The sequence below is a fragment of the Polynucleobacter sp. AP-Titi-500A-B4 genome, from assembly GCF_018688095.1.
Lineage (GTDB): Bacteria > Pseudomonadota > Gammaproteobacteria > Burkholderiales > Burkholderiaceae > Polynucleobacter.
Map to the genome: position 1 here is coordinate 1,346,124 of NZ_CP061311.1, position 20,770 is coordinate 1,366,893.

Below are 20,770 nucleotides of genomic sequence, written 5' to 3' on the forward strand. Positions count from 1 at the left end.
CTTAAAAAATAGGACCCCCTACTGGAGGCCCTATCTTGTTTTAACAAAATTACTTAGCCAAAAATCCAGCTTCGGCCATTAACTGCTTATGTAAAGCCTCATTTAATGTGAGCCAGTTACGGAACTCTTTACCAGTCATGAATGTTTGGTTAAATGCGCCATCAGCCATAAACTTTTTCCAGTCTGGTGTAGCACGTACTTTCTTGAATAACTCAACGTAGAAGTCAACCTGCTCTTGAGTTACGCCTGGAGCCATGAAGATGCCACGGAGCATTACGTAGTCGGTTGGCACACCAACTTCCTTACAGGTAGGAACGTCATTCCAAGATTGGGTATCCGTAATCTTCTCTTTATATGGCATACGGGTATCGTCAAATACGCACAATGCACGCAACTTATTAGCACGCCATTGAGCAACGGCTTCGATTGGATTATTCACAGATGAATCAATGTGATTGCCAACGAGCTGAACAGCAACGTCGCCACCCCCTTTAAATGGGATGTAAGTAAACTTCGCGCCAGTTGCTTTTTCAAGCGCTACTGTAATGATCTGATCTTCTTGTTTAGATCCAGTGCCACCCATTTTGAACTTGCCAGGACCAGCTGCTTTAGCTGCATCGATGTATTCCTTGGCTGTCTTGTAAGGCTTTTCAGCGTTATCCCACAACACAAATTGGTCCAATGCCAACATGGCTACTGGAGTAATGTCCTGCCAGTTAAATGGAACACCAGTTGCTAATGGGGTTGTAAATAAGTTCGAGAGTGTGATGATGATCTTATTTGGATCACCTTTAGCTTCTTTCATTGCCAAGAAACCTTCAGCACCAGCACCTGCACCCTTATTAACAGGAATAACAGCCTGCTTCATCAAGTTATTTTTTGTGATGATCCCTTGGATCATGCGAGCCATTTGGTCTGCGCCACCACCAGGACCAGCAGGAATGATGAATTCAACTGGCTTGTTTGGTTCCCATGCTGCAAACGCAGGTGAAGCACCAGTGACGCCGAGGGCTAATGCGGCAGAAATCAATGCGCCTTTTAACTTCATCTTCATAAAGTATGTCTCCAAAAATGGTTACCAATTTAATTTGGCTTATTAATATGTGAGTGATTTTTAAACAAGATGCGCCAGTTGAACTTGACTACCATCAATAATTTCAAAATCGACACGCGAGAGCTTCTTTAATCTAGTAGAAACCCTGATAAATCAAGCCAAAGACCAGAGGCTAGTGTACTTACATCCAATCTTAATAATCGCATTGAATGCACAAAAAACGTACAAAAATAAGGGATGATATTTTCGGAAATAGCAGAAGGTTGAGATCTAGGGTTTACCCTAAATAATCTGTGTGAATGGTGCCGCTTGCCGGAATCGAACTGGCGACCTTTTCATTACGAATGAACTGCTCTACCAACTGAGCTAAAGCGGCTTACCGCAATAAATTCTAGCGGAAACGATCTAGGAGTTTCTTGCTAACTTTATCTAATGCAGTGGAGTCTTTAATAAGGAACTGCAGGCCATTAGAGTCTGCAATCAATAAAGTATTGCCAGCGATTCTGCGAATATCTTCTTCACCCTTGAGGCGAATACGAGTGGGACCACGATCGGTTTCAATATCCCAAATGCTTGGTGTGGCGAATGTAGAAACCTTGATAATTTTTTCGATCACCGGCATGAACTCGCGCGCAGCCAATTCATCTTCAATCAAGGTAAGCTCGTCTTTTGATATGGCGGCAACATCGGGATACCAAAGGACTTCTTTGCCAGATTGATTCATGATGCCAACACCAGAGCCTGGAGACGTTATCGGAAATGCTCGCACTGGATAAACGCCAATGTGATGCTCACCTTTTGCATCAATAAATACCAAGCGTCCCAATGGATCGCGCATAAGTTGTTGGGTAACTTGATGAGCTTGCGTCATACCCCACCCCCAATATTTTTTGCGATCTCTTGTAATTTCTCTTCCTGCTTTTCTATTCTTTCTTCCTTCTGCTCTTGCGGGCCCTCTTCCAAACTTTCACCAATCGCACCACCTTCAACCAACTCTGCAGCATGGCGCAATTGAGCTTGATACAAGGTGTAGTAGGCACCTTGGGCATCCATTAACTGCTCGTGGGAACCAATCTCGACAATCTCACCCTTATCTAAGACTACGAGGCGATCTGCCTTTCTCAGGGTTGAGAGACGGTGTGCAATAGCAATGGTGGTGCGACCTTTAACCAGATTATCCAAAGCTCGCTGAATTTCTTTTTCGGTCGTCGTGTCAACGGATGATGTAGCTTCATCCAAGATTAAAATGCTTGGATTTATCAAGAGCGCGCGTGCGATCGAGATTCGTTGACGTTCACCACCAGATAGAGATTGACCACGCTCACCGACGAGCGAGTCATACCCTAATGGCAAACGCAGAATAAATTCATGGGCATGAGCAGCACGAGCTGCTTCGATAATTTCTTCGCGAGTAGCATCAGGTTTGCCATAAGCAATATTCTCTGCAATCGTCCCGAAGAACAAGAATGGCTCTTGCAATACCAAGCCAATACATTTGCGATAGTCTGCAATCCCAATACTACGAATATCGCGCCCATCTAATGCAATCGAGCCAGAGCTCACGTCATAGAAACGGCAAATCAAGTTGACCAAAGTACTCTTACCGGAGCCACTATGCCCTACCAAACCAATCATTTCGCCCGGGGCAATATCTAAATCAATCCCTTTAGATACTGCACGATTGCCGTAGCGGAAACCCACGCCATGCATTGAGATACGACCTTTGACTGGACCGAGCGGCGCAGGGTTAATCGGCTCAGGAACGCTGGAGACGTGATCCAAAATATCAAAGATACGTTTAGCACCCGCCGCTGCTTTTTGGGTATGCGACACAATGCGGCTCATCGAGTCTAAGCGTATATAAAAGCGGCCGATGTAGGCAAGGAAGGCAATCAACACACCGACAGTGACTTTTTGATGTGCAACTTGCCAGATACCGAATCCCCACACTACTAATAAACCAGTTTCCGTTAAGAGCGTGACTGTTGGTGAAAACAAACCCCAAACGCGATTAACGCGATCATTAATTTGGAGATTGTGTTTATTGGAATCCACAAAACGCTTGAGCTCACGATCTTCCTGAGCAAATGCTTTCACAACGCGAATACCAGGAATGGTATCGGCCAAAATATTCGTCACCTCAGACCAGATGCGATCGATCTTCTCAAAGCCAAAGCGCAAACGATCGCGCACCACATGAATCATCCATACAATGAATGGCAGCGGCGCTAAGGTCACTAAAGCCAATAAAGGATCAATCGATACCAAGATGGCTGCCGTCATGGTGATCATCAAGACATCAGTTGCAAAGTCCAATGCGTAAAGGGATAGGAAGACACAAATTCGATCTGTCTCTGCGCCAATACGGGCAATCAAGTCACCAGTACGCTTACCGCCAAAGTACTCCAGCGAGAGTTTGAGTAAATGCTCAAATGTCGTATTACGAAGATCGGCACCAATTCGCTCACTCACTAATGCGAGCAAGTAAGTCTTCCACCAACCCAAGCCCCACGCAATGATGGCAGCACCAAAAAGTGCTAATAAATATTTGGTGGCTAAATCAAAATCAATGGGGTTACCACGCTCATAAGGAATCAAGACATGATCCATCAAGGGCATCGTAAGATACGGCGGAATTAAAGTTGCGCCAGTTGATAGCAGCGTCAATATGAAACCCAAGAGTAATTGCTTTTTATAGGGCTTAGCGAAACGCCACAACTTAAATAAAGTCCAAGTCGATGGTGGCTTGTCATCCTCAGGATCGCACGTTGGACAAACGTCTGAGTTAGCCGGCTTAGGACTCAAGCAAACCGGACAAACTTGCTTGTCATACTCACCCACTTCAGCATCTGTGTGCTCCTCACCTCGAAGCAGCTGTCTAAAACTAGACTGCAGACGTAAGACCTGAGGATTGACCGCTAGGGTGAAGTACCAAATCCGTTGCAAAGCATCTGACGTTTCTAGCTTTAAATGTCCCACCCCAGCGTGATCACCATGCGCTAGATGCGCTTCGGAGCTAATCGGCCAAGATTCAAATTGCTGACCATCGGACCAAAACAATCCTTGCTCGGTCAGCAGCAGAAGGCTTCTTTCAAAGCGTAAATTTGCATCCAAATCTAGCTCGACCCAAGTCAGCACTGCCTCTAGGCTTTGAATTGGGGATTTTTCGCCCCTAAAAACGGTCTGCCAATCATTTGGCAGCGCAGGGGCAAAAGGTAGGATTTGTGGCTTCATCAACTCCAAAAGTATAGTGGAGCTAGCTTTTTTAGATTTATTGCTTATGTCAACTTTCAGGGGTAGAAAACCGTTAAATTAGCTAGGTAGTCCTTTTTATGTATTTTTGCTATTTTTGTGGATTTTGAATAAAACTAGAAACTGAGAGACAGTCAAGCGCGCCGACCTCTAAAACATGGCGTCGACCCCTCGCAACACCTTAAATGCCCCAATTACTAGATAAATCCATCGAGATCCTGAGTGTTAAGCATCTCCGTGGCCCCAATATGTGGACTTACCACCCCGTCATTGAGGTATGGATCGATATCGGGGATCTCGAAGACTACCCATCCAATCTAATTCCTGGCTTTTACGACCGCTTGGTTAAGGCCGTCCCTAGCCTGATTGAGCATCGATGCAGCTATGGAGAAACCGGTGGCTTTCTCAAACGCGTTGAAGAAGGCACTTGGCCAGCTCACATCATGGAGCACTTGACGCTCGAACTTCAAAATCTAGCAGGAATTCCTGGTGGTTTTGGCAAAGCTCGTGATGGTGATCGTCGTAGCGTTTACAAAGTGATGGTGAGCGCTATCAACGAAGAAGTAACGCTAACTGCATTGAAGTACGCTCGCGATCTCTATCTCGCGCTGGCACAAGACAATCAAGATTGCGTTACTTTAGTTCAAGACATTATTGAAAAGCTGCGTGATCTTGGAGATGATTTATTACTCGGTCCGAGTACAGCTTGTATCGTTAATGCAGCGGAAGAGCGCGGCATTCCTTCTATTCGTCTATCCGAAGGCAACTTAGTTCAGCTGGGTTACGGCGCTAAACAACGTCGCATTTGGACAGCTGAGACAGATCAAACCAGCGCGATTGCTGAAACGATTTCTAGAGATAAAGATTTAACCAAGAGTTTGTTGCGTAGCGCTGGTGTACCGACCCCAGAAGGTAGAACCGTTACTAGTCCTGATGACGCCTGGGAAGCAGCACAAGACATTGGCTTACCAGTCGTTGTTAAACCCATTGATGGAAATCATGGTCGCGGTGTTTTCATCAACCTGTATACCCAACAAGAAATTGAAGCTGCTTATGCAGTAGCGATTGATGAAGGAAGTGAAGTGCTAGTTGAGCGTCACATTGTTGGTGACGAGCATCGCATTCTGGTGGTTGGTAATAAAGTAGTTGCTGCTGCTAAAGGCGAAACCGTATGGGTTACTGGCGATGGCAAGCACACAGTTCAAGAACTGATTCAGATACAGATTAATTCTGATCCACGCCGCGGCACCGCAGAAGAACATCCACTCAATCCAGTACGAATTGATTCTGCAGTAGAACTAGAGCTTGCTCGTCAACAATTGACCGGTAACAGCATTCCAGCAGTCGATCACAAAGTATTAATTCAGAGTAATGGCAATGTCGCATTTGATGTCACTGATTTGATTCATCCTGATGTTGCAAGCCAAGTTGCCTTAGCAGGGCGCGTCGTTGGCCTAGAGATTGCGGGTGTTGATCTAGTCGCTCAAGACATTAGCCGCCCGCTCGCAGAGCAAAATGCCGCTATCGTCGAAGTCAACGCTGGCCCTGGTCTATTAATGCATCTCAAACCCGCGAGCGGAAAGCCACAACCCGTTGGTAAAGAGATTGCAAACCACCTCTTCCCTGTTGGCACAGATTTCCGTGTTCCATTGGTTGGTATTTGTGGTGAAAATGGCAAGACACCTGTCGCTGAAATGGTTGCCCACTTCCTACGTCTGACTAACGTCTATGTTGGCTTATCTTGTAGCAAGGGTTTATTTTTTGGTAACCGCGCCATTCCGAATACCAACGTATCCAATTGGGAAAATGCTCGTCGTACTCTTCTCAATCGCGCAGTTGAAGCAGCGGTGATCGAAAACAATCACCTATCTATGCTGATCGAAGGTTTAGCCTACGACCGCTGCCAAGTTGGTGTTGTGCTGAATATTGATCCTAAAGCCAACTTCCCACAGTATGCCATCTATGATGAAGATCAAGTCTTTAGTATTGTCCGCACCCAAATTGATGTTGTTCTTCCAACAGGTGTTGGTGTTCTGAATGCCGATGATCCGCTGTGCGTGAAAATGGCTGAACTCTGTGATGGCGAAGTGATCTTCTTTAGCGAGAACTCGGATTCAGAGCTCATTCAAAACCATCTGCAAAATGGTGGTCGCGTTGTGCTTGTTGGTAAACAACAAATCACCCTGAAGTCTGGCAAGCTGGATCAGAAGTCCATTCCAGTCCCACGCCATTCTGAAGCGAGCAGCTCTTCGCCCTGGAAGACCATGAATTTAGGTGCAGCGATTGCTGCGGCATGGGCTTTAGATATACCGTTTAATGTGATCGAAGCTGGCGCCGAGACTTTTGTGCCAGACGCTACTACTGCAATAGGGGCTTAATTGGAAATCACCCGCATCCGTATGCTACGTGGCCCCAATTTATGGAGTCGCCACACTGCTTTAGAAGCGATCGTTACTTGCGATGCTTCAGAGCGATCCATTGATGCCATCCCCCAATTTGAAAACAAGATTCGTGAACGTTTTCCTCAGCTTGGTAGTATGCGTCGTGGCGGCCTCACCGAGCCACTCTCTTTAGCGCATGCACTGGAGCATGCCGCGCTAGGATTGCAAGCGCAAGCTGGTTGCCCAGTGACCTTTAGTCGTACAGTACAGACGATTGATGAAGGTGTTTATCAAGTTGTCGTCGAATATATCGAAGAAGTGGTTGGCCGCATGGCCTTTGACTTTGGCTTTGCGCTCATTCAAGCAACCTTAAATGATGCCCCTTTTGATTTAGCAGCCGCCTTATCTGAACTAGAAGCGCTTTATGAAGATGTGCGTCTTGGGCCAAGTACTGGCTCAATTGTGGATGCAGCGGTGCAACGCAACATCCCCTACCGTCGCATGACAGAAGGCAGCATGGTGCAATTTGGTTGGGGTAGCAAACAAAAACGGATTCAAGCAGCAGAAACCAGTGATACCAGCGCGATTGCTGAAGCGATTGCGCAAGACAAAGAGCTCACTAAGAATCTTCTAGCTGCTGCTGGAGTATCTGTCCCGACTGGTGAAGTCGTTACCACTGCGGATGATGCTTGGCGCGCTGCCCAAAAAATTGGTGGCCCGATTGTTCTCAAACCCAAAGATGGCAATCAAGGCAAAGGGGTTGTTGCGAACATCCAAACCGAAGAAGAAGTGCGTGCCGGCTTCGTAGTCACGCAAGGCTTTGGTCGCGAGACGATTGTAGAGCGCTACCTACCGGGTGCTGACTATCGCCTCTTAGTAGTAGGCAATCATTTATCTGCAGCAGCTCGTCGTGAGCCTGCACAAGTCGTTGGTGATGGCAAACATACCGTTGCTGAGCTCGTTGAAAAAGAAAATCAAAATCCATTGCGTGGCGATGGACATGCAACCGCCTTAACCAAGATTCGGTTTGATGATATTGCTCTAGCGCATTTAGCAAGCAACGGTCTAACACCGCAATATGTGCCCAAGACTGGCGAGCGCGTTTTACTGCGCAACAATGCCAACCTGAGTACTGGTGGAACTGCCACCGATGTGACAGATGACGTACATCCGGATGTTGCTGCTAGCGCAGTTGCAGCCGCCCAAATGATTGGCCTCGATATTGCTGGTGTCGATATTTTGTGTGAGGCAATTTACAAGCCGCTCGAGCAACAAGGTGGCGGCATTGTAGAAGTGAACGCTGCACCTGGATTACGCATGCATCTAAAGCCCTCTTATGGCAAGAGCCGTCCGGTTGGTGAGGACATCATCAATATGATGTTCCCCCCTGGTGAAGATGGTCGCATTCCAGTAGTAGCGGTGACAGGTACAAATGGCAAGACCACTACAGTCCGCTTAATTGCTCACTTACTCAATGAGACAGGTCTGCGCGTCGGCATGACAGGTACGGATGGCGTGTATATCAATCATCGCCTCATCGATACTGGCGATTGCAGTGGTCCAAAGAGCGCGCGCAACGTATTAATGCACCCAGATGTGGATGCTGCCGTTTTAGAAACCGCTCGCGGTGGCTTATTGCGTGAAGGCCTTGGTTTTGATCGCTGCGAGGTTGCGGTCGTGACCAATATTGGTGAAGGTGACCATTTAGGTCTCAACTTCATCGCCAGCGTGGAAGATTTAGCAGTACTCAAGCGCGTCATTGTGCAAAACGTAGCCCCTACCGGCGCAGCTGTTCTCAATGCGGCCGATCCAATGGTTGCCAAAATGGGTGATAAGTGCTCTGGTCGAGTGATCTTCTTTGCCCAGAATCAACATCATCCCGTCATTACCGCACACCGCGCCAAGAATAAGAAAGTGATTTTCTTTGATGGCACTTATATAGTTGCCTCTAAAGGAGCGCGGGTGATGTATCGCCTCCCCGTCAGTGAGATTCCACTAACGCAAAACGGTGTACTTGGCTTCCAGATAGAAAACGCAATGGCTGCAATTGGCGCGGCATGGGCACTAGGTCTGGATGCTGAGAAGATTGCTAGCGGTTTACATAGCTTTGAGAGCACCGCTAATTCAGTACCGGGTCGCTTTAATCAGTTCCAGCATAAAGGTGCTACGGTAATTGCCGACTATGGTCACAATCCAGATGCTATGCGCGCGCTCACCAGCGCCATCGAAGCGATGAAGCCCAAGAGGAGTCATGTCGTTATTAGTGGTGCAGGCGATCGTCGTGATGAAGATATTCGGGATTTGACTCGTATTTTAGGTAATGCTTTTGACAATGTCATTCTTTATCAAGATGCTTGCCAACGTGGCCGCGAAGATGGCGAAGTCTTAAGGCTTTTACAAGAAGGATTAGTCGGAGCTACCAAGGCGAAAGAAGTCAAAGAAATTCACGGGGAATTCTTGGCTATCGATACCGCTTTGAGTGAAGTCTCTGAAGGTGACATCTGTTTAATCTTGATTGACCAGGTAGAAGAATCACTAGCCTATCTTAAAGAAAAGGTGCGACCATAGGATCAAGCAAACCTTCTAAGCAGGAAACAAAAAACCCAATCATTTGATTGGGTTTTTGCTTTTATATACAACGAAAGTTTGAGTTTATGAATGGTAATGACGCAGGCGATCGATTTCTTCTTTGGACCCCAGCATTACAGAGACACGCTCGTGAAGATCGGTGGGCTGCAAATCCATAATGAGCTCCGAACCATTGGTGGATGCACCGCCTGCCTGTTCCACTAAGAAGCTCATTGGGTTAGCTTCGTACATTAAACGCAATTTGCCTGGCTTATGCGGCTCACGTTGATCCCACGGATACATAAAGACGCCACCACGAGAAAGAACACGATGGACATCGGCCACCATCGATGCAATCCAGCGCATATTGAAATCTTTTTCACGTGCACCGCCCACACCGGCCAGGCACTCCTCAACATATCGGCGCACGGGATCAGCCCAGTGGCGCATATTCGACATATTGATTGCGAATTCTTTGGTGGAATGTGAAATCGTGACCGTATCTTTGATGAGTAGGAATTCACCGGTCACCTTATTCAAAGTAAACATCACTACGCCATCACCTAAAGTCAGGGCCATAGTTGTTTGAGGGCCATAAACCACATACCCTGCCGCTACTTGGTGTCGTCCTGATAATAAGAAATCAGCAGTTTCTAATGGCGCTTGCGGATCTTGCTTTTTCAGGATTGAGAAGATCGTACCAATCGATACGTTCACATCAATGTTCGACGAGCCATCCAATGGATCAAACAATAAAAGATAGTCGCCGGTGCCTTGCACTGGAACTGGCAACTCCATTTCCTCAGAGGCCAATCCAGCAAGAGACTTGCAACCCTTAACGCCATCAATTAATAAGTCATTGGCAATGATGTCGAGCTTTTGCTGAACTTCACCCTGCACATTGCCGGTACCAGCAGAACCCAATAAACCAATCAAAGCACCTTGGGCTACTTCATGACTCAAGGTAGAGCAAGTATTGACGACAGCACTGAGTAAATCTTGTAAACCAACAGGTACTTCAGCTCCTTTTGGTTTAGCCGTTGCTAGATATTGCTTGAAATTGGTATGGGTACTAGAAGACAAAACGGTTTCTCCGATGATTGCTGCATATATTCAATAGACTCTATTTTGCCTTGTTATCCATAGAACCCGGAAATCAGTTACCTAAAGCCTTGCCAACGACCTCTCGCACATCGGGAGAGAGGGTTGGGCATGCAGCAACCTGCGCCAAAGCCGCTTTCATCTGATCCTGATAGGGCTGTGCAAATACGCGCCAGCGATCCAAGGCTCTCGCAAGGCGAGCGGCCACTTGTGGATTGATGGGGTCTAGAGCTAGAACACTTTCAGCCCAAAACGCATAACCGCTGCCGTCTACCTGATGAAAGCTTGCTGGATTATTCGAGCAGAAAGCATGAATCACACTACGTGCACGGTTTGGGTTATTCAACTTGAAGGCTGGGTGTTCACGCAGACGTTTAACATCAGCGAGCGTTGGTTCAAGTCCATCCACCGGTGGACGGCTCGATTGCAACCCAAACCATTTATCAATCACCAGGGCATCATTGGCAAATCGACTAAAGAAATCATTTAAGCAATCATCCGCACCTTTAGCACCATGAATCACTAATGCTGCTAGCGCTGCATAGCGATCCGTCATATTGTCGGCAATCTGATATTGATTAACTGCCATTGGTCCCCAGATCTTTGGATCAGCCTCGAGCAGCATGCTGAGTGCTAGGTTCTTCAATGCGCGCTTGCCAGAATCGGTGGCATCCGACTTAAACGGGCCCGGTGTTTGATTCTGCTGATAGAGCGCAGCCCATACCAATGGCAACTGCTTAGCAATCTCTCGGCGGAAGGCTCGGCGAGCAGTAAAGATCTTTTGTGGGTCCACGCTAGCGCACTGCTCATATAAGTAAGACTCAGCAGGCAGAGTCAAAGAAAGCTCTTTGAATGCAGGATCAAGATTAGGATCTAGCAACAGATTGCGATAAGCATCAATTAGTGCCACATCAGGCAAGCGATTATTCAAAATCATTTGCATTGCCAGCTTTTGTCCCGCTTCCCAACGATTAAATGGATCATCATCGCTCGAGAACAAGATTAAGAGATCTGCTTCACTTTGCTCAAAATCTAGATTAATTGGTGCGGAGAAATTGCGATTAATCGATAGCACTGGACATTCACTGATGTTGTCAAACGTCCATGACTGAGTTGGCTCCGTCAATTCCAGTAATTGCTCTAACTGATCATTGGCAGGAGTGATCAAGCGTATCTTCAATGGAATGTGAAACGGCTTCTTCTCGGGCTGACCAGGAGTTGGCGCGCAACTTTGTGTCAATGTGAGGTGATATTGCTTTTTGGCAGCATCGTAGCACTCTTCAACCTTGACGCGTGGCGTACCCGCCTGGCTGTACCAGTTTCTGAACTGCGTTAGATCTCTACCATTGGCATCCGCCATTGCCGCCAAGAAGTCGTCGCAAGTGACCGCTTGTCCATCATGGCGCTTGAAATACAAATCCATGCCTTTGCGAAAGCCATCTCTGCCGAACAAGGTTTGATACATTCGTACAACCTCTGATCCCTTTTCATACACGGTAACGGTATAGAAGTTATTGATTTCTTGATACTCATCAGGACGAATAGGATGAGCCATTGGACCTGCGTCTTCTGGGAACTGTAATTGACGCAGTAATCTCACATCTTCAATACGCTTCACTGCTCTACCAGACTCACTACCCATCTGATCCGCCGAGAACTCTTGATCTCTAAAGACGGTTAAACCCTCTTTGAGGGAAAGTTGGAACCAATCTTGGCAAGTCACGCGATTACCAGTCCAGTTATGGAAGTACTCATGCGCTACAACGCTCTCGATATTGGCAAAGTCAGCATCCGTTGCAGTTTCTGCTTGCGCAAGAACAAACTTGGTATTGAAAATATTCAAACCCTTGTTCTCCATCGCGCCCATGTTGAAATCTCCAACGGCCACGATCATGAAACGCTCAAGGTCTAACTCAAGACCAAAGCGCTTCTCATCCCAATGAATCGAGGCAATCAAAGAATCCATTGCATGACGGGTCTTCTTCAAATCATGCGGCTCTACCCAGATTTGCAATAACTTCTTAGCGCCACTGCTCGTCGTGATCGTTTCTTCAATGCACTCCAGCTTGCCAGCCACCAAGGCAAAGAGGTAAGAAGGCTTCGGAAATGGATCTTCCCAGGTTGCACTATGCCAACCATTAGGCAACTTCTCTTCATTTAATAAATTGCCATTGGATAACAACACCGGACACTCAGATTCACGTGCACGTAGAGTCACACGATAACGTGCCATGACATCAGGACGATCCAAGAAATAAGTAATCTTGCGAAAGCCTTCTGCCTCACACTGAGTAAAGAAGTTTCCATTCGAAACATACAAACCCATTAGGGTGGTATTTTTGTCAGGGGCATTAACGGCAATAATTTCAACAATGAATTTATCCTTGCCATCGTTTGGCAAAGAATGAATCGTCAAGGTTTCTGGCGTAAGCTCGAAATGACGATGCGCCTCACCATTGATTCTTAAGCTGACAAACTCTAAATCTTGACCCACCAACACCAACGGTGCCCCGGGCTGAAAACTGTTGCCTGGTAATACTTCGATTTTGCTTTTCACAATCGTCCGAGCAGGATCTAAAGCGATATCTAGCTCGACTTGATCAAAGGTATAAACGGGAGGGCGGTATTCGAGCCGACGAAAGCTCTGGGGTAGATCTGTTTTCATCTGCCTATTTTAAGTCGTGAGGCCAGCTGATGCAGAGGGGTCCATTAACTCCACACCAGGGTTGCTATGCCAATCGCAATAAAGGTCACAGCGGCAACGGCGTGCACCCATTTGATCGGCATGCGCTGGGTAAATTTCTGCCCAATCCAAACCGCTGGGGCATTGGCCAACATCATCCCCAATGTGGTGCCTATCGTTACTGAAACAACATCCTCATATCGCGCACCCAAGGCAATCGTTGCGATTTGTGTCTTATCCCCCATCTCAGCCAAGAAGAACAAAACCACAGTCAACATAAACACTTGTAAGGCGCGATCGGCTACTTTAGAGTCCGCTGCATCATCAATGTGATCAGGAACTAAAAGCCATAAACCAATACCTAAGAAGCTAGCGCCCAAAATCCAGCGCATCACATCTGGAGAAACCAAGGTCATCAACCAATGACCAAGTAATGCAGCGCAGGCATGATTTGCAATGGTGGCAATAAAAATGCCCGCAATAATGGCGAGCGCCTGCTTGGGATAGCGCGCAGCAAGCATTAACGACAGTAATTGAGTTTTATCACCCATCTCCGCCAATGCAACAACACCAGCGGAGAGGGTTAAGGCTGAAAAATCCATAAATCTTCTGGCTTTAATAAGTATGTATCTAGCCAGTTTAAATCTTCAAGATGACTAGGCCATAAAAAACTCCTCCGCCAGAGCGAAGTCCAGACCCTGAGCCTGTGCAACTGGTTTAGAAGTCAAAACACCTTTATGAACACTCAAGCCGTTACGAAGGTGATGATCAATGGATAAAGCCTTAGGAACGCCGCGATTGGCTATCGCTTCTATAAATGGGTAGGTTGCATTAGTTAATGCAAAGGTGGAGGTTCTGGCTACAGCACCTGGCATATTGGCTACGCAGTAATGCAAGACTCCGTCAACCAAGAAAGTTGGATCTGCATGCGTTGTGGGCTTTGATGTTTCAAAGCAACCACCTTGATCAATTGCCACATCCACCACCACCGCGCCCGCTTTCATCTTCTTGATCATCTCTCGCGTGACTAGTTTAGGTGCAGCACCGCCTGGCAATAAAACAGCACCAATCACTACATCAGCCTCACACACTTCTTGCTCGATGAGCAAACTATCGGAGTAGAAAGTGCGTACGCGATTGCCGTAGAACATATCAATCTGCCTGAGACGCTCAATATCGCGATCAAAGATGCAAACATCTGCACCCAAACCCACTGCCATTTGCAAGGCATTGCGCCCCACTACGCCTGCACCCAGAATCACAATCTTAGCTGGTGAAACACCAGGCACGCCAGCCATTAAAACGCCGAGACCGCCTTGGGTTTTTTCTAAATGAGATGCGGCTGCCTGAATTGACATCCGCCCCGCCACTTCACTCATTGGAGCAAGTAAAGGCAAGACCCCATTCATGGCAGTAACCGTCTCATAGGCGATACAGGTTGCGCCTGAAGCCAATAATGCTTTGGTTTGCACTGGATCTGGAGCGAGATGCAAGTAGGTGAACAGAATTTGGTCTTCACGTAACATCGCACACTCTTGTGGTTGAGGCTCTTTAACCTTGATAATCATTTCTGCTTTTTGAAAGACCTCCGCTGCGCTATTAATTAACGTAGCTCCAGCGATACGGTATGACTCATCACTCAGCCCAATTTGCGCCCCTGCACCTCTTTGCACCAAGACTGAATGTCCGTGTCGACATAGCCCGCTGACATTACCTGGGGTGAGCCCTACCCGAAACTCATTATTTTTTACTTCTTGTGGAACACCAATGATCATAGCTATCTCCTTTTATTTAAATTGACGACTTGTTTTCGTTTTGCGATGTAAACCCACGATGTAAAACATCACGAGGTAGACACCCAATAAACACGGACCCAAGATAAGAGCCATCCGCGCATCCTCATGAAAGCCCATCAGCACCACTACTAAGAAAATGAATGCCAGAGCAAACCATGAGGAATAAGGCCACCAAGGAGCGCGATAGCCTAACTCGGCTACTTGCGCTTTCGTCAATGAGCGACGGAATTTCATTTGCGTGAACAGGATGGCAATCCAGACCATCAAGCCCACAAAAGTGACTGCAGCCATGATGTATTGAAAAGCCTTATCAGGCACAAAGTAGTTCAGCACTACCCCAGACATACACACGCCCACGGTAGCCATTACCGCACGATGAGGAACACCGTATTTAGAGAGCCTTGCAAATGACGCTGGGGCATAACCATTGGTAGACAAGGCATACAAAAGACGTCCACCACTGAAGATGCCGGCGTTACAAGAAGACAGTGCCGCAGTAATCACTACAAAGTTGATGAGACCCGCAGCTTCACGTAAGCCAATCCGCTCAAACATCACTACAAACGGACTACCCTGCTGACCCACTTCATTCCAGGGGAAGATTGCCAAGATCACAAGGATGGCACCCATGTAGAAAATTAAGATGCGCCACGCTAAGGAATCAATTGCCATGGGAATGGTTTTTTTGGGATTCTCAGCTTCACCAGCAGACAAGCCAATCATCTCAATACCAACGTAAGCAAATAAGACCATTTGCAATGACAGCAACATCCCGCTAATGCCATTTGGGAAGAAGCCGCCGTGCTGCCAAAGATTACTTAAACCAATTGGCTGCCAATCATTCGTAAAGCCAAAGAGAATGACTGATCCCCCTAATGTGATCATCGCAACGATAGCGACCACCTTAATGAGTGCAAACCAAAACTCAAACTCACCAAAGACTTTGACTGCGATGAGATTGATTAAACCCATCATGATGATTGAGGACAGCGCCCAAATCCACTGAGGCACTTCTGGAAACCAGATGCCCATATAGATACCAACAGCAGTCACTTCTGCAATACCGACCACAATCCAGTAGGTCCAATAACCCCAACCCACCATGTATCCGGCTAGCGGCCCTACATAGTTATTGGCATAAGCGGCAAATGATCCCGCTACGGGCTCATGCACTGCCATCTCGCCCAAGGTGCGCAGAACAATGAAGGCTACGATTCCAGCGAGTAAATATCCTAAGAGAATGGATGGGCCAGCAATTTGGATTGCACTCGCAGATCCCAAAAATAATCCAACGCCAATCGTTGAGCCCAAGGCCATTAAACGAATGTGTCTAACTTTCAGGTGGCGTTTCAAGCCGGTTTGTTCAGTCTGCAAAAGAGACCTCCTTTCGATTTGTCATTGGCGGTTTACCAACGAAGCAAAGTCTAGGGAGGACTTCTGATCTGTACTAGGGGATAAAAATAACTAAAGTGATCAAATAATCAAAAGTGAGTACTTGAAATTAAGAAATTGCTTTTGCAACATCAGGAATCATATTCACGGGATGGATATGACTGCAACAGAATCAGTAATTTCCTACAGGGAATCCCCTTAAGGATTTATGGCAGATTTTTGATTCTGGCCGATCAAATTGAGAATTTCTGCCGCAGCTGCTAGACCACATGCAGCAGTCACCATGACGGTTGAGCCATAACCTGAACACGCTAAACCACCAGTAGACGCCCCTGCTCGCGGCTCGTGGGAATAAATGGCTCGGATGCCAATCTTGTGTTTGAGATTTCTTGAAAAGCCATGATCTTGGCGCAGTCCTTGGCGTACCTTTGCCAACAAGGCATCTTGCTCTGTGCGTGACAAATCATCACAACGTACTGAGGTAGGGTCCGTCTTGCCACCAGCGGCACCACACATCACCAGCGCACGATTATTTAATCGAGACCAAACGGATAGCGCAATTTTGGTTTGCACTGAATCAGTAGCATCTAATACATAGGCGTCTGCAGGAATAATGCGATCGAGATTTTCTGGTTCCAGAAATTCATCGCATGCTGTGATATTGATTTCAGGATTAATTTGCAAAATACGTTGAGTCATCGCCTCGACTTTGGCTTTGCCATATTGACCCTCGACAGCATGCAGTTGACGATTGGTATTGCTCTCAGCAATGTGATCAAAATCGACCAGTACTAAATGGCCAATGCCAGTGCGCGCTAGAGCTTCTGCAGCCCAAGAGCCAACACCACCTAGGCCAGCCACGACAACCGTGGCATTTTGAAAGCGTGCGCGTAGATCTGGGCCATAGAGCCTAGAAACTCCTCCGAAACGACGTTCTTCTATGCCGCCTTCTTCTACGCCTTCAATCTTGTCTTCTGCCATAGCTTCTCTTTATACTGAATAAATGGACTCCATCGCTCAACTCCGCAAAAACTATACCTTTGGTCAGCTTTCCGAAACCGAGGTTCCACACCAGCCTTTGCCACTTTTTCAGCTTTGGTTTGACCAAGCCGTCAAAGCAGAGTGTCCTGAACCTAACTCTATGACACTGGCTACTGCTGATAAAGCCGGAAATCCATCAGCTCGTATTGTCTTACTAAAAGGCGCAGACGAAAACGGCTTTACCTTTTTTACCAATTACGAGAGCCAAAAAGGCAAAGATCTCGCTATTCGCCCTCAAGCTGCGCTCCTTTTTCATTGGCATGAGCTTGAGCGCCAAGTACGCATTCAGGGAACGGTTGAGCGCGTGAGCCCTGAAGAAAGCGATCAGTACTTTCATTCTCGTCCACCAGCCTCGCGGATCGGCGCTTGGGCTTCACCGCAAAGTGCGGCTATTCCAAATCGTGAGTTTTTGGAAGAAGCAGAAAAGCGCTTTACATCAGAGTTTGGTGATGCGCCTCCACGCCCAGAGCACTGGGGTGGATATCGCCTACGCCCAACGGAGATTGAGTTTTGGCAAGGCCGCCCTTCCCGATTGCATGACCGCATCCATTACAAGCTCAATGGTAGTCATTGGAAAATTAATCGACTAGCTCCGTAGTTCAGCGCTAAACGTATTGCGGCGCAATGAGTGATTTAAATTTCGCTCTAAATTTTGCCAACTTTGGCGCTACCACAGCAGCGCAATACCCTTGATAAGGATGCTGCTGGAAATAATTCTGGTGATAATCCTCTGCAGGATAAATCGTTGGCGCTGGTTCGATTTGCGTCACTACTGGACTGGCATAGATTTTAGAATCTTCCAACTCTTGTACTACCTCGTGCGCAATTTTAGTCTGTTCATCGCTATGGGTAAAAATCACGGAGCGGTATTGCGTCCCATGATCATTACCTTGATAGTTCAATGTAGTGGGGTCATGAATCACAAAAAAGATTTCTAAAAGATCTCTAAATGAGATGACTTGAGGATCAAACTCGACATCCACGATCTCTGCATGGCCCGTCACACCGGTGCAAACAGATTCATAGGAAGGATTGGGCCGAGCGCCCCCAGCGTAGCCCGAAACGACGCTTTTAACGCCTTGGATTTGCTGGTAAACAGCTTCGAGACACCAAAAGCATCCCCCACCCAGGGTAGCTCGCTCTAGTGTGGCTGGACTTTTATCAGTAATTTCAGTCATGGCTTTATCCTAATGCCTTATTTAAATGCTTGCCAACTATTAATTCAACATGAATCGCTTCACCATCCAGCTTGATGAAATCAAAGCAGCCTACGCTGCAGAACCTAATCCCACATTAGAAGTAAGGCTGGAGCGCATTGGTCGTATTCAAAAGATGCTCGAGGCAAATGAAGAAAAATTGTGCAAAGCCTTAATTGCAGATTTTGGAGTTCGTCACCCAATCGAAACACGTCTCGCTGAATTTCAGATGGTGTATCAAGCTTGTAAATACACGCGTAAACATTTGAAAGGCTGGATGAAACCAGCGCAAATGGAAACCCCCTCTTATATGGGCTCATCTGAAGCTTGGCTTGAGAATCAATCTCTTGGTGTAGTTGGCATCATGAGCCCCTGGAATTACCCAGTGCAGCTAGCTCTGGTGCCTGCCATTGCAGCCTTTGCTGCTGGCAATCGTGTTTGGCTCAAACCTTCTGAGCGCAGCTCCCGCACTTCTGGATTTTTAGCAGGCTTGATACAAGAATATTTTCACCCCAGTGAATTTTGCGTTACTACTGGCGGATCTGATGTCGCGGAACAATTTTCTGCTTTGCCCTTTGCACACCTCCTCTTTACCGGCTCTGAAGTGATTGGCAAAAAAGTGATGCGTGCTGCCGCCGAGAACCTGACACCGGTAACACTAGAGCTTGGCGGCAAGACTCCTGCCATTGTGGATGCCTCCGCAAAACTCGAGGAAGCCGCGTCAGCAATTATTTATGGCAAATTACTCAATAGTGGCCAAACCTGTATTGCTCCTGACTATGTTTTGCTTGAAGCTAGCTATCAAGCTGAGTTCATTCAAGCACTCCAAACAGCAGCACAAACACAATTTAGCAATCCGGAGGAGCTCACTGGGCCGATTGATGATGCGCAATTGCAATACTGGCAGCACCTTGTTAGTGATGCTATCGACCGTGGTGCAAAAGTGATTCCACTATTGAATAATCCTGCCGCAGGGGCAAGGCGGTTTGAACCTGTTGTCTTAATTGATATCCCTCAAGATGCGCGCGTACTTCATGAAGAAATATTTGGCCCTATTCTGCCAATCATCAACGTTGCAAATACAGCAGCAGCAATTGCGTATGTAAATAGCAGACCTAATCCATTGGCGCTGTACTGGTTTGGTAAAGACAAAAATAATATGCAGCAAGTTTTAGAGCAGACTCGCTCGGGTGGTGTCACTATTAATGATGTCTTCTTGCATGCGACCGTCGATTCCCTCCCCTTTGGCGGAGTTGGTGCGAGCGGCATGGGAAGTTACCATGGCAAAGCAGGTTTTGATGCCTTCAGCCATCAAAAACCTATTCTTCAGGTACGCGGACTCTTGGGCACGAATCTTCTCAAAGGCACCAAACCTGCACGCCCACCTTATGGAAAACAGGTTGAGCGCTTATTGCGTCGCTTGAAGTAATCAAACAATCAATAAGCGAATTGCAAAGCCAATAAATAATATTCCAGCCAGCATCCACAGTCCCGCAGTTAAGCGGTAACGGCTTTTGAAATACGTAGAGAAAAATTGCCCTACAGAGATGAGTCCTGCTAGGTAAGTCATACTCATCAACTGTAGAACCGTCGCAAGATATACAAAGGTAATGGCTGGATGCGCAAAATCTGGCTGAATAAATTGCGAGAAGAAAGCAATAAAGAAAAAGATTGCCTTAGGATTGGTGAGTGATAGCGATAGCGCGGCAAGCAATGGATGCAATTGCATTAAACGTGTTTGAATCTCAAAAACCTGCGAATGAGATTGTGTTGTCCAGTGCTGCTGCCCACTGCGCAATAAGCCTATCCCCATCCAAGCCAAATAGATTGCTCCGATGATGCGCACAAGCTGGAAGAGCACAGGGGAAGACATTAAGAGTGATGCAGCGCCTAGAGCAACAGCAATCATCAGAATCGAATCGCCAATGAAGATTCCTAATGCGCCTAATGCGCCAGAGCGCCAACCCTTTTGCGTAGCAATGGTCAGTACATATAGTGAGTTCGGGCCAGGCAACAAGATGACAAGCACAGTCCCAAGCAAGTAACTTGAGAAATCCAGGATTCCTGCATTTGAAGGTGATAAGAGGCTGAATGTGAACCATTCCATCACCACATGATAATTAATTCGGGAAAACCCTTGTAATGACGGTCTCAAACTGACATAATGGGAGGCTTTTTAAAGCAATTTGATTCATCGCCCCCCAGCTCTATTTCAGCGTACCGTTTAGAAGTCATAAACACTAGAGGTAAAAAACGCGCTGCCGCTTGTCTGATGGTCGATGCCTTTGACCATCGCACCCTATAAA

At 47.0% G+C, this 20,770-nt stretch carries 14 protein-coding genes, 1 tRNA gene and 1 pseudogene; 4 read left to right on the forward strand and 12 right to left on the reverse strand.

What is annotated here, in order from left to right; all coding sequences use genetic code 11:
• Positions 1 to 49 precede the first annotated feature (49 nt).
• From FD968_RS06790 to FD968_RS06805, 4 genes are all read right to left on the reverse strand, one after another.
• Positions 50 to 1,054 carry a Bug family tripartite tricarboxylate transporter substrate binding protein gene (locus FD968_RS06790; protein ID WP_371817730.1) on the reverse strand — a complete coding sequence of 335 codons (1,005 nt, stop codon included), beginning with the start codon at positions 1,052 to 1,054 and terminating at the stop codon, positions 50 to 52.
• 300 nt (positions 1,055 to 1,354) lie between these two features.
• Positions 1,355 to 1,430, reverse strand: a tRNA-Thr gene (locus FD968_RS06795).
• A 15-nt stretch (positions 1,431 to 1,445) separates the two neighbouring features.
• Positions 1,446 to 1,925 (reverse strand): DUF1854 domain-containing protein, encoded by a 480-nt coding sequence (locus FD968_RS06800; protein ID WP_215364934.1) that lies wholly within the window; start codon positions 1,923 to 1,925, stop codon positions 1,446 to 1,448.
• Complete coding sequence (locus FD968_RS06805; protein WP_215364938.1) at positions 1,922 to 4,288, reverse strand: ABC transporter ATP-binding protein; 2,367 nt, start codon at positions 4,286 to 4,288, stop codon at positions 1,922 to 1,924. Before FD968_RS06805 ends, FD968_RS06800 begins: the two co-directional genes overlap by 4 nt.
• Before the next feature lie 203 nt (positions 4,289 to 4,491).
• On the opposite strand from FD968_RS06805, the pseudogene cphA (FD968_RS06810) reads away from it, so the two are divergent.
• Positions 4,492 to 6,651 (forward strand): annotated as a pseudogene (gene cphA / locus FD968_RS06810) (cyanophycin synthetase); the annotation flags it as partial.
• 33 nt (positions 6,652 to 6,684) lie between these two features.
• The gene (cphA, locus tag FD968_RS06815) at positions 6,685 to 9,255 is read left to right on the forward strand and encodes a cyanophycin synthetase (RefSeq protein ID WP_215364944.1); all 2,571 of its coding nucleotides are present in this window, start codon (positions 6,685 to 6,687) and stop codon (positions 9,253 to 9,255) included.
• An 84-nt stretch (positions 9,256 to 9,339) separates the two neighbouring features.
• On the opposite strand, the gene FD968_RS06820 is transcribed toward cphA (FD968_RS06815), so the two are convergent.
• The 6 genes from FD968_RS06820 to FD968_RS06845 form a co-directional block, all read right to left on the reverse strand.
• Positions 9,340 to 10,338 carry a class 1 fructose-bisphosphatase gene (locus FD968_RS06820; protein ID WP_215364947.1) on the reverse strand — a complete coding sequence of 333 codons (999 nt, stop codon included), beginning with the start codon at positions 10,336 to 10,338 and terminating at the stop codon, positions 9,340 to 9,342.
• Between the two features lie 73 nt (positions 10,339 to 10,411).
• Positions 10,412 to 13,021 carry an aminopeptidase N gene (pepN, locus tag FD968_RS06825; RefSeq protein WP_215364950.1) on the reverse strand — a complete coding sequence of 870 codons (2,610 nt, stop codon included), beginning with the start codon at positions 13,019 to 13,021 and terminating at the stop codon, positions 10,412 to 10,414.
• Between the two features lie 44 nt (positions 13,022 to 13,065).
• Positions 13,066 to 13,641: a TMEM165/GDT1 family protein gene (locus FD968_RS06830; protein WP_215364953.1), complete on the reverse strand. Its 576-nt coding sequence runs from the start codon at positions 13,639 to 13,641 to the stop codon at positions 13,066 to 13,068.
• 54 nt (positions 13,642 to 13,695) lie between these two features.
• Positions 13,696 to 14,814, reverse strand: a complete 1,119-nt coding sequence (gene ald / locus FD968_RS06835) for an alanine dehydrogenase (protein ID WP_215364955.1) — start codon at positions 14,812 to 14,814, stop codon at positions 13,696 to 13,698.
• 12 nt (positions 14,815 to 14,826) lie between these two features.
• Positions 14,827 to 16,152, reverse strand: coding sequence for an amino acid permease (locus FD968_RS06840; protein WP_305848948.1), 1,326 nt, complete (start codon positions 16,150 to 16,152; stop codon positions 14,827 to 14,829).
• A 273-nt stretch (positions 16,153 to 16,425) separates the two neighbouring features.
• On the reverse strand, positions 16,426 to 17,208 hold the full coding sequence (locus tag FD968_RS06845; RefSeq protein ID WP_215364961.1) for a ThiF family adenylyltransferase: 783 nt from the start codon (positions 17,206 to 17,208) through the stop codon (positions 16,426 to 16,428).
• A 22-nt stretch (positions 17,209 to 17,230) separates the two neighbouring features.
• Here FD968_RS06845 and pdxH point away from each other — a divergent pair, with 22 nt between their 5' ends.
• Entirely contained in the window at positions 17,231 to 17,866 is a 636-nt protein-coding gene (gene pdxH, locus FD968_RS06850) for a pyridoxamine 5'-phosphate oxidase (RefSeq protein WP_215364963.1), read from the forward strand.
• Positions 17,867 to 17,873: 7 nt separating this feature from the next.
• Here pdxH and msrA read toward each other — a convergent pair whose 3' ends face one another.
• Positions 17,874 to 18,446, reverse strand: coding sequence for a peptide-methionine (S)-S-oxide reductase MsrA (gene msrA, locus FD968_RS06855; RefSeq protein WP_215364965.1), 573 nt, complete (start codon positions 18,444 to 18,446; stop codon positions 17,874 to 17,876).
• Positions 18,447 to 18,495: 49 nt separating this feature from the next.
• On the opposite strand from msrA, the gene FD968_RS06860 reads away from it, so the two are divergent.
• Positions 18,496 to 19,893, forward strand: coding sequence for a coniferyl aldehyde dehydrogenase (locus FD968_RS06860; RefSeq protein WP_215364967.1), 1,398 nt, complete (start codon positions 18,496 to 18,498; stop codon positions 19,891 to 19,893).
• Here FD968_RS06860 and leuE read toward each other — a convergent pair whose 3' ends face one another.
• Entirely contained in the window at positions 19,894 to 20,571 is a 678-nt protein-coding gene (leuE, locus tag FD968_RS06865) for a leucine efflux protein LeuE (protein WP_215364969.1), read from the reverse strand.
• Between the last annotated feature and the right edge of the window lie 199 nt (positions 20,572 to 20,770).